The following is a 10921-nucleotide window of genomic DNA, read 5'->3' on the forward strand; positions in this document are numbered from 1 at the left end:
ACGATAAAATCAAAAAATTTCAATCGAGTAATTTTCATCAAGATATGATTTTTATGCATATCTTAAGCGATAAAGCCTAGTATTTGCCCATTATTTTGACTAAAATACAGATAAATACTAGGTTTTAAGACATTAAAGATATTATTGTATGTGTTTTTGGCATATCATTCATCGGACGAATTTATGAAGCGATCCATTCCTTCTTTGCAAAGCTTATTATGCTTTGAGGCAGTTGCCAAACATGGCAGCCACACACATGCGGCGCAGGCACTATTCATGACCCAAAGTGCGGTGTCTAGACAGGTGAAGCAGCTAGAAGAATACTTGGGTGTGGCGCTGTTTGCCAGAACCAGGCATGGCGTGGAGCTGACGACAGCAGGCAGAATGTACCTAAAGAGTGTCACTTCGCATCTGCTAGGGCTTGAGCGATCAACGGTTGATTTGATGAATCATAAAGGCCTTGGCGGCGTTCTAAAATTAGGCGTGGTGCCGACGTTTGCGACCCGCTGGCTTTTGCCAAAGTTACAAGACTTCAATGAGCGACATCCCAAGATTAATCTGCATCTAGAGACGAGCACGAAGCCTTTTTTGTTCAGCGAGAATATGTTTGACGCGGCGATATTTGCAGGTACGCCGCAGCAGATTCGCCAATGGCCAGGTGTGCAGTCGCATCATCTGATGGATGAATCTCTTGTGTTGGTGGCATCGCCTAAGCTTTTGATTGAGCATTTTGGGGAGTCCTTGGTGGGGGTGAATGGCGAATGTGACTTGGCGGATAATGAACTGTCCAAAATGCCTCTATTGCAGCAGACAACCAGACCGACCATCTGGCAGGAATGGTTCTTGGCGAATCATATCGATCATTATAGTCCTTTTAGTGGGCAGCGATATGAGCTGTTCTCGATGTTGGCAGTGGCAGCAGCACAAGGAATGGGTATGGCACTGATCCCCAAGATGCTCATCGAGCAGGAGCTGCAATCAAGACAGCTCATCATTATATCCGATAAAACTTTGGACAGTCATCGAGCCTATTACATCGTGCACGCCAATCAAGACATCTCGCCCATGGTGGATAGTTTTGTCAAATGGGTTAAATCTTATTTATAAAAAAAGACCCGATATTTCGGGTCTTTTCGTGGCTTAGTGATTGGCGCTCGCCGCACCGCATTCATTTAATACTGCCAAAATCTCATCAGTTCGCTCTTTTAATAGCTCTTTGTCGCCTTTGGTTTCTATGTTTAGGCGAATGAGTGGCTCGGTGTTGGATGAACGTAGATTAAACCGCCAACTGCCAAAATCTAGGCTTAATCCGTCTAGGGTGTTTTTGGCAGGGTTTAATGCGTGGTATTTTTGCTCTAACAGCTCGCTGATTTCGGTAGCGGTTTTTTGCCCCAAGCGAAAGTTTAGCTCCCCTGAACTGGGGAAATCATGGATATAACCGTTTACCAGCTCGGATAAGGTTTTGCCTGTTACTGATAACAGCTCAATCACCAGCAGCCACACAATCATGCCACTATCACAATAGGCAAAATCACGGAAATAATGATGAGCTGACATCTCACCGCCATAAATCGCCCCTGTCTCACGCATGACCTGCTTGATGAACGAATGCCCTGATTTGCTGATGGCAGGCGTACCGCCATTTTGGGTGATGACGTTCTCGGTGTTATAAATCACTCGGGGGTCATAAACGATGCTCTCACCTTGATGTTTTTTCAAAAACACCTCGGTAAGCATGCCCACGATGTATGAGCCTTCGATAAATTGCCCATGTTCATCAAACAAAAAGCAACGGTCAAAATCGCCGTCAAACGCCACCCCAAAATCTGCCCCATGAGCGATGACCGCCTCCGATGTTACCTTTTGATTGGCGATAATCATGGGGTTGGGAATGCCGTTGGGGAATGAGCCGTCTGGGACGTGGTGGACTTTGATAAGCTCAATGTTATCGCCAAGACGTTTTTGTAATTCATCAACCACAGGTCCTGCCGAGCCGTTGCCACTGTTTACCACGATTTTTTTGGGGGTGAATTTGGCGGTATCGGTAAAGCTCATGAGCTTGTCAATATAAGCGGTTTTGTCGGTGTTTAGGGTAACTTTACCTTTGTCCGCCACCACAAATTCGCCACGCTCAGCGATGGCACGAATGTCGGCAAGCCCTGTGTCGCCACTGATGGGGCGGGAGTTTTCACGCACCATTTTTAAGCCGTTGTAGTTGATGGGGTTATGACTTGCGGTAACTTCAATGCCACCAATGGCGTTATGATAGCTTGTGGCAAAATACACTTCTTCGGTGCCAACCATGCCCAAATCAATCACGTCCACGCCTGCGTCCGTGATGCCGTCAATGACGGATTGTTTTAGGCTCTCGCTGGACGGGCGAATGTCCGAGCCGACCACGATGACAGGGTTGTCTTTGCCGTCATTAAGATATTGGGCGAAGGCTCGTCCGATACGGTAGGCGATGGCGTTATCAAGATTGACATCAAGCTCGCCACGCACGTCATAGGCTTTAAAGCAAGAGATGGTAATGGGATTAAAAGTGGTCATGTTTTATCCTAAAGGGGGGTATTAAAATAATTTTGATTATTCTAGCATAAACCAATCAATTTGGCGGAGCGAATCTATTAAATTCCAAAATGGAATATCACTTATCGCTTTTTGCCTATAAATTTTATCAAAAATTTGTTATGCTAATTCCATCTTTAATATTCCAACCATAACTTAACAATAGGACAATGCCATGAACATTGCTAATAACATTACCGACCTGATCGGCAACACACCCCTAGTGGAATTAAACCGCCTAAGTAAAGGTTTGCCCGCTCGCGTTGTCACTAAGCTAGAATACTTTAACCCAGCCAGCTCGGTTAAAGACCGCATTGCCCTATCCATGATAAACGAAGCTGAAAAAGAAGGGCTTATCAACAAAGACACCACCATCGTTGAAGCGACATCGGGCAACACGGGCATTGGGCTTGCTATGGTGTGTGCGTCTAAGGGTTATAAACTTGTCATCACCATGCCTGAGAGCATGAGCTTAGAACGCCGTGCTCTGCTGCGTGCCTATGGGGCAGAGCTTGTATTAACCCCTGCATCAGAGGGTATGGGCGGGGCGATTGCCAAGGCGAACGAGCTTGCCAGTCAAGACGGCTATTTTATGCCGCGCCAATTTGACAACCTAGCCAATCCAAAAATCCACCGTGAAACCACCGCCTTAGAAATCTGGAGAGACACAGATGGGCAAGTGGACATCGTGGTGGCAGGGATTGGCACGGGCGGTACGATTACAGGTGTGGGTGAAGTGTTAAAAGCCAAAAAGGACAGTGTACAAATCGTAGCGGTAGAACCGTCCGATTCGCCTGTGTTTAGCGGTGGCGAAAAAGGTCCACACAAGCTACAAGGCTTAGCCCCTGGTTTTGTGCCAAGCATCCTAAATACAGGTGTTTATGATGAAGTCATCACGGTAACGACCGAATCCGCCTTTGTCACGGCTCGTCAAATGGCAGAAAAAGAAGGTCTGCTCGTGGGCATCAGCGCAGGGGCTGCGGTCTGGTCAGCCCTACAAGTGGCAAGCCGTCCTGAAAATGCCGGCAAGCTCATCGTGGTGGTTATTCCGTCATCAGGCGAGCGCTACCTATCTACCGCCTTGTTCGAAGATTTGGCTCAGTAATCCACCCAAAATCGATGTGGAAAACCCCATTATCTAGTATAATGGGGTTTATTTTTTTTTGGATAATAATCATGAATCCGACCAATCAATTCTCTGACCTGTTAGCACTCATGGCGCGCCTTCGTACCGATTGCCCATGGGATAAAAAACAAACTAACGATAGCCTACAAAAATACGCCATAGAAGAAGTTTTTGAACTCATTGAAGCTATCAGTAATGACGATAAAAGCCCCCTTGCCACAAATGACATCAAAGGCGAGCTTGGCGATGTGCTTTTGCAAATCGTCTTTCATGCCCATCTGTATGCCGAGCAGGGGCGGTTTGACATGGCGGACGTGATTTATGCTTTGCAAGAAAAACTCATTCGCAGACACCCCCATGTGTTTGACAAAGAAAATCTAAAAACAGACGAAGATGTCAAACGCCGTTGGGATGAGATTAAGCAAATAGAAAACCAAGACCGTCCCAAACGCCTATTGTCCGATGTCAAGGCAGGCACCGCTCTGATGACCGCCCAAAATTTGCAAAAACAGGCGGGTAAAGTCGGTTTTGATTGGCAAGATTTGAGCGGTGTGTTGGGTAAACTCCAAGAAGAGCTTGGTGAGTTAAAAGCAGAATTGCCCACGCCTGAGTTTAAATATAAAACAGATAAATTGGATGAAGCTCAAAAAGACAAAATCGCAGGCGAGCTTGGCGATGTGCTGTTTGTGCTGACTAACCTTGCTCGTCATTTGGACATTGATGCCGAGATGGCACTACAAAATACCAATGCCAAATTTAAACGCCGCTTTGCCTTTGTTGAGCAGTCGCTTATGGAGCAGGGTAAAACTTTTGAACAGAGCGATTTGGCGGAGATGGATAAATATTGGGATATGGCAAAAGATGCAGAAAATAAGTAGCTTTGCCATATTGCTATGGATGGCGGCGACGCTGCCGAGCTTTGCCCAAGTGCACTCTGCAGGAGATCGCTGCTATGCTGATGCTGTTAGCGCCTATCAGGCGATGAAAAATGAGCAAAGGACCGTCAAGAAACTTGGCGAGCGCATGAATATCAATACAGCGACCGCGAGCGATTTTTTGACATTGCAGGGGATTGGGGTGAATACGGCGGAGCGCATCATCAGGCATCGCACCCAAATAGGAAGATTTCGCCACGTGGATGAGCTGATGCAGGTCAAAGGCATCGGGCAGGCGACGCTTGACAAAAATCGCCATAGATTGAGCGTTTCGGACTAAATTATCACAAAATGTGTGTTATGTTCGCTTTTTTTGCCAATAACGGTTAAAATAGATGGTTTAAACATACAAAATAAATTTACAGCCCACAGGGAGAATTCAGCATGGCGCATCAGCCAGCGAACTCTGGGAAATCCAGCAAACCCACAAGAAATAAAAAGCCCAAAAAGAACCAAAGCTTTGTTACGCATCGTGATAAGGCGCTTGGGCTAAATAAATCTGCCTTGCCGCACAGCATCATTGAGGTGGTGAGCACTCTAAATAAGGCAGGTTTTGAGGCGTACATCGTGGGGGGAGGTGTGCGTGACAGTCTTTTGGGGCTTGCACCTAAGGACTTTGATGCGGTGACAAGCGCTCGACCGCATGAGATTAAGGCGATTTTTGGCGGTCGTTGTCGCATCATTGGGCGACGTTTTCAGCTTGCGCACGTCTATTCTGGGCGTGAGATGATTGAGGTTGCGACGTTCCGTGCGCCGCCCAAAGATGACACTCACACCACTGAAGAGGGCATGATTACCCGTGATAATGTGTGGGGTGATATTAATCAAGATTTTTCCCGTCGTGATTTTTCGATCAATGCCTTGTATTATCAGCCGATCAAAGGCGAAGTGCTTGACTTTTGTGGCGCGATTGACGATGTCCAAAATCGCACGCTGCGCCTGTTAGGTGACGCCAAGACTCGCATCGAAGAAGACCCTGTGCGTCTGCTGCGTGCGCTGCGTTTTAAGGCGAAATTGGGCTTTGATTTTGATCGTGCTTTGGGAGCGCAGTTTCACGAGGATAATTGGGCGCTGCTTGAGCAGGTGTCGGCGCATCGTCTGTATGACGAATCCCAAAAGATGTTCTCAGGGGGTTATCTGACCCCGCTGTTGCCGATTCTGTTCGAGCATGGGGCGATGAATCATCTGATGGCATATGCGCCGAATGAGCCAACGCCGCTGATGCTTGCCACCGCCATCAATACCGATAAGCGCGTCAGCATGGGCAAGGGCGCTAATCCTGCGTTCTTCTATGCGGTACTGCTGTGGGAAAACTATCTGTATCAACTGGCTAAGTTTAAGAAAAAAGGCGTGCCATTCCACGAGGCGCAGAGCAAAGCCGCCGCAAAAGTGGTCGATGTACAGCGCCTAAGAACCGCCATTCCTAAGTTCGCCGAAGAATTCATTACCAGCATTTGGCTCATGCAGCCTAAGCTTGCCAACCCACGTGTGCGCGACATCGTCAATCTAGAGCGCCACCCGAAGTTCCGTGCCGCTTTCGACTTTCTTGTGCTGCGTGAGGCGCACGATAGACACGAGCTGTCCGAATCGACCAATAACATGGGCGTGTGGTGGACGCGCTACCAAGATGCCGATGCAGGCACTCGCGCTCAGATGGTAGAGAGCTTTGCCAGTGGTGGCAGTGCGACAGGCTTGCCATCACGCAGACGTAATCGTGGTGGTAATACCAGTGATGAGTTGTTGCAGCTTCAGCAGTTATCAAGCCGTGATGAAGAGCCCAGCTCTAAGACGCCAAAGCCGTTATTCGTCGTTGATAATGCTGATGAATTTTTGCCAAATAAACCCGAGCAGACCGCCAATAGACCCATTCCGCGCCGCCGTGATGTGGTCGTTCCTGTGTTTGAGCAAGTGAATTATGGTGAGGCAGAGTTCTTAAAGCTGCTCAATAATGACGAACCATACATTCCTGCGACACGCTATCGAAAGCGTCGCCCATCATCGACGCTGTCCATCAAAGAGCGTGAGCAAGGCATGACCGCAGAGGGCACTCCTTCTCAGACAACTCCCAAGAAGCGCTCACCAAAACCCAAGTCAAAACCAAAAACCGCCAAAGCTCAACCAAGCCATGCGGACAACCCCAAGCCCAGACGGCGCAAAAAATCAAACGCCAAGCCGCGAGCAGGCGAGTAGTTGGGTGCGTTACCCATAGAGGCTGACCAGATGAGTGAATTTGTGCAGATATACTTAGGACTTGGTGGTAACATCGCCAATGAGCTTGGCGATCCTACGAGTCATATTTTATCGGTGCTCGAATGCCTGCAGGATGATGATCGCTTTACAGAGGTTGGATTGTCATCGCTGTATTCGTCAAAGCCATTTGGCGTGGTTGATCAGCCTGATTTTGTGAATGCGGTACTGTCCGCTAAGACGGATTTAGACCCCATGAGTTTGCTTGATTTTTGCCAAAGTCTTGAAAGCAGCGCAGGACGAGTGCGCCTAAGACGCTGGGGTGAGCGATCGCTTGATGTGGATGTGCTGCTCTATGGCGATCAAAATATTAAGAATGACAGGCTGACCGTACCGCATGCGGGCATCTTTGAGAGAAGCTTCGTGCTGGTGCCGCTGTTGGAGCTTAACCAAGACCTTGTCATCAATGGACAAAAAATCAATGATTTGGCATTGGCGCATGACATGTCCGAATTGACCAAAATTACAAATTGATAAGCGCGTGTTTAAGTACAGACGATCAAAATAAAAGGATGTTTATGAGTTATCTGACCCAAGCAGCACCCATCACATTATCAACTCTGAATAAATACAAAGCCTCTGGCGAGAAATTTAGCTGCTTGACTTGTTATGACGCCAGCTTTGCCAGCCTCATGCGGACAGCGGGCATTGAGGTGATTTTGGTGGGCGATAGCCTTGGCATGGTCGTGCAGGGACAGTCGTCCACACTGCCCGTCACGCTTGGCGACATGGTGTATCACACTGCCAACATCGCCCGAGGTAACAGCCATGCCCTGATTATGGCGGATTTGCCATTCATGAGTTATGCCACTTTAGAAGATGCCATCAATAGCAGCCGCGCGGTGATGCAAGCAGGGGCGAATGTGGTTAAGATAGAAGGGGATGATGGCTTGTGCCAGATCATCTCTGTGCTTGCCAAAAATGGCGTACCGGTATGCGCACATCTAGGGCTGACACCGCAGGCGGTGAATGTGTTTGGCGGCTATAAAGTACAAGGCAGAACGGATGAGCAGGCAAAAAAACTCTTAGATGACTGCCAAAAGCTTGTTCAGGCAGGCGCAAGTATGCTGTTGTTAGAATGCGTGCCCGCTGCTCTTGCCAAGATGGCAACCCAAAGCGTGAACGTCCCTGTCATTGGCATTGGCGCAGGCGCTGATACGGATGGTCAGGTATTGGTCATGCATGACATGTTGGGCGTTTACACGCGTAAGCCTACCAAATTCGTCAAAGATTTCTTGGGTGATGATGCGAACGACAATGGCATACTTGGTGCGTTTGAGCTGTATCATAAGCAGGTCAAAGAGGGATCTTTTCCAGCTGCCGAGCATAGTTTTAATTAGCTAATATTGGGCGAATGACATGCAAATTTTTCACAATATCAAGGAACTACAAGAATCTCTGCAGGCATGCCGCAAGGACGGCAAAACCATCGCTTTGGTGCCGACCATGGGCAATCTACATGATGGTCATCTGTCACTTGTAAATATCGCCAAGGAGCATGCCGACATCGTCGTGGCGAGTATCTTTGTGAATCCTACGCAGTTTGGGGTGGGTGAGGATTTTGACAGCTATCCACGCACACTGGATGAGGATTGTGCTAAGCTTCAGAGTGTGGCGTGCGACATGGTCTTTGCGCCGAGCGTGGATGAGATGTATCCTACTTATCCGCCGCAGATTCAGGTACTCTCTGGCGAGATTACCAAGATTCTATGTGGTCAAACTCGCCCAACTCACTTTGATGGCGTGGGATTGGTCGTGAGTAAGCTGTTTAATATCGTGCGTCCTGATGTGGCGATGTTTGGCAAAAAAGACTATCAACAGCTTGCCATCATCCGCAAGCTGAACGATGAGCTAAATTTTGGCATTAAGATCATTGGTGGTGAGATCGTTCGTGCGGATAGCGGCTTGGCATTATCTTCTAGAAATGGCTACCTGACCGCTGATGAATTAGCCATCGCCCCAAGGCTACATCAGGCGTTAGGTGACTTTGCTGATGAGCTAAGAGCCGATTTTAATGTTTCGCGGTTAAGCGAGCTTACCCAAAAATACCGTGATCGAATCAATGCTTCAGGATTTACGGTGGATTATCTAGAAGTGCTGACTGATGGATTAACACCACCTAGCGACCAAGATAAAAATTTGGTGATTTTAACCGCAAGCTATCTGGGTAAAGCAAGACTGTTGGATAATATCGAAATTCACCTAACATAAAGGATGATCATGAGCGATCCAATTTCCATCGTTATCGTCTCGGGACGTTCAGGCTCGGGCAAGACATCGGTATTAAATATCCTAGAGGATTTTGGGTATTATGTGATTGATAATTTGCCATTGTCGTTGGCAGATAGCGCCATCAGACGACTAACGCTAGATGATAGCATTCATAAGATCGCGCTTGGGATTGACAGCCGTCTGCCGCTTGCAGATTTATCAAATTTCCCAGTGTTGCATCAAGCGCTCATCAAGGAATATGGCGAACAGGCAGTGACAGTACTGTACGCCACCGCCGAAGAGCGTGTACTGGTGGCACGATTTGGCTCGACGAGACGTGTACATCCTTTGATGGCAACCAAAGGCAACCTACCGAACGCCATCCATAGCGAGATCGCACTGCTTGAACCCATCGCAAGTCTGGCGGACATTAAGATTGATACAAGTTTGCTAAATGTTCACGAATTAAAAGAAAAGGTTCGTGATTATCTTGGGTTTGAAAATAAGATTAATGTTAATCTACTGTCCTTTGGTTTTAAGTATGGCGTGCCATTGGATGCTGATCTAGTATTTGACATGAGAATATTGCCAAACCCGCATTGGCACGAGGAATTAAGAGCATTGACGGGGCAGGACGACGCAGTAAAAGCCTTCTTCGCTCAATCTCCCGAGGTTGATGAGATGGCAGAGGACATCACGGCTTATCTTCTAAAATGGCTGCCCAAATTTGCAGACAATAACCGCCACAGCATGACGGTTGCCATCGGCTGCACCGGCGGCAAACACCGCTCAGTCTACGTCAGCGAAAAAATAGAAAAGGCCTTGGCTATTGGACTGCCTGAGCATCTAAAGGTGCGCATCAAGCACCGTGAAAAACGCCACTGGTAACCCATTAATACAAGAGTATGTTATGAATATTGACTGGTCAAAACAAGACATGCGAGTCTCTCGCACCGAAATCAAAAAATCACACGAGCGCTTGCAGGCGCTGGCTACGCCACTGGCAAATTTATCAAAAAAACAACTCGCCACTTTGCCAGTTAGTGATTATTTCTTAGATGAATTAAAACACTTATCAGACATCACCAGCGCTGCGGCGAAGAACCGCCAGATCAAGCGTGTGGGCAAGCTCATCATCGAAGAAGATCGCCATAGTCTGACGCGCGCGCTGTTTGAGATTAAGTTCACCAAAGAGCAGATAACCAAAATCGAAACATGGCTAAGCCGCTTGCAGTTGCATGATGAAAGCACGATCAAGCAATTCGTGAAGCAGTTCAACGCCAGTGAATTTAACAGCGTGTATCAGCTGCTGCTGTGGATTGCCTATGCTGAGCATCTACAGGATGATGAGCTGCTGGATGAGAGCTTGGCGGACTTTGAAAGCTATGTCAGAGAAGTAGCGATCTTATCCACCTAATGATTAATCGGATAAATTCCAAAAAGCAAAAGCCACATGATTGCTCATGTGGCTTTTTTGGTGTTCCTTGCTTTAAGTGCAAGCACTTAATCCATGCGTTTCATCCATAGTGACAGCATTCATCCATGTTGGCGATTCCCATGGCGTAGCGTTCTGCACCGCTAGGGTTCCCCATGAGGGCACTTACAGGCAAGCGCACGAATACGCCCCGCTCTTGTAGGGTTACTCTTGAGAACTGTCGGTCTTGGTAGCTTGTAGTTTCTGACGTTTCCGCCGCACGGTATCCAGTAGTAGTGTTTTGTGCATTGCGGACTTCGGCACTAAACGGGCGATTGTCGTAGCTAGTTCCACCCTGCGTTGTTGTTTCTCGTCCATTATTACCTCCTACGGTGTCTGACGTGGTAGTAGTCGTGTTGC

General features: G+C 47.8%; 11 protein-coding genes. 10 read left to right on the forward strand and 1 reads right to left on the reverse strand.

Going from position 1 to position 10921, the window contains the following annotated elements:
• Positions 1-183: 183 nt before the first annotated feature.
• Positions 184-1107: a LysR substrate-binding domain-containing protein gene (locus GY683_RS01255; protein ID WP_297287026.1), complete on the forward strand. Its 924-nt coding sequence runs from the start codon at positions 184-186 to the stop codon at positions 1105-1107.
• Between the two features lie 33 nt (positions 1108-1140).
• Here the strand turns inward: GY683_RS01255 and GY683_RS01260 are convergent, their stop codons facing one another.
• Positions 1141-2550: a phosphomannomutase CpsG gene (locus GY683_RS01260; protein ID WP_297287027.1), complete on the reverse strand. Its 1410-nt coding sequence runs from the start codon at positions 2548-2550 to the stop codon at positions 1141-1143.
• A gap of 193 nt (positions 2551-2743) precedes the next feature.
• Here GY683_RS01260 and cysK point away from each other — a divergent pair, with 193 nt between their 5' ends.
• From cysK to yjgA, 9 genes are all read left to right on the forward strand, one after another.
• The gene (gene cysK, locus GY683_RS01265; protein ID WP_297287028.1) at positions 2744-3673 is read left to right on the forward strand and encodes a cysteine synthase A; all 930 of its coding nucleotides are present in this window, start codon (positions 2744-2746) and stop codon (positions 3671-3673) included.
• A 71-nt stretch (positions 3674-3744) separates the two neighbouring features.
• A complete protein-coding gene (mazG, locus tag GY683_RS01270) occupies positions 3745-4572 on the forward strand; it encodes a nucleoside triphosphate pyrophosphohydrolase (protein ID WP_297287029.1) in 828 nt (275 codons plus the stop codon).
• Complete coding sequence (locus GY683_RS01275) at positions 4556-4909, forward strand: ComEA family DNA-binding protein (RefSeq protein ID WP_297287030.1); 354 nt, start codon at positions 4556-4558, stop codon at positions 4907-4909. The genes mazG and GY683_RS01275 overlap by 17 nt, the downstream gene beginning before the upstream one ends.
• Before the next feature lie 104 nt (positions 4910-5013).
• The gene (gene pcnB / locus GY683_RS01280) at positions 5014-6819 is read left to right on the forward strand and encodes a polynucleotide adenylyltransferase PcnB (RefSeq protein WP_297287031.1); all 1806 of its coding nucleotides are present in this window, start codon (positions 5014-5016) and stop codon (positions 6817-6819) included.
• Positions 6820-6849: 30 nt separating this feature from the next.
• Positions 6850-7350, forward strand: coding sequence for a 2-amino-4-hydroxy-6-hydroxymethyldihydropteridine diphosphokinase (gene folK, locus GY683_RS01285; protein WP_297287032.1), 501 nt, complete (start codon positions 6850-6852; stop codon positions 7348-7350).
• A gap of 44 nt (positions 7351-7394) precedes the next feature.
• Positions 7395-8216 (forward strand): 3-methyl-2-oxobutanoate hydroxymethyltransferase, encoded by an 822-nt coding sequence (panB, locus tag GY683_RS01290; RefSeq protein WP_297287033.1) that lies wholly within the window; start codon positions 7395-7397, stop codon positions 8214-8216.
• 19 nt (positions 8217-8235) lie between these two features.
• Positions 8236-9087, forward strand: coding sequence for a pantoate--beta-alanine ligase (panC, locus tag GY683_RS01295; RefSeq protein WP_297287034.1), 852 nt, complete (start codon positions 8236-8238; stop codon positions 9085-9087).
• Positions 9088-9090: 3 nt separating this feature from the next.
• Positions 9091-9975, forward strand: a complete 885-nt coding sequence (rapZ, locus tag GY683_RS01300) for an RNase adapter RapZ (RefSeq protein WP_297287035.1) — start codon at positions 9091-9093, stop codon at positions 9973-9975.
• A gap of 22 nt (positions 9976-9997) precedes the next feature.
• Positions 9998-10504, forward strand: a complete 507-nt coding sequence (yjgA, locus tag GY683_RS01305) for a ribosome biogenesis factor YjgA (protein ID WP_046697285.1) — start codon at positions 9998-10000, stop codon at positions 10502-10504.
• Positions 10505-10921 lie beyond the last annotated feature (417 nt).

The organism is Moraxella sp. (assembly GCF_024227015.1).
GTDB lineage: Bacteria > Pseudomonadota > Gammaproteobacteria > Pseudomonadales > Moraxellaceae > Moraxella.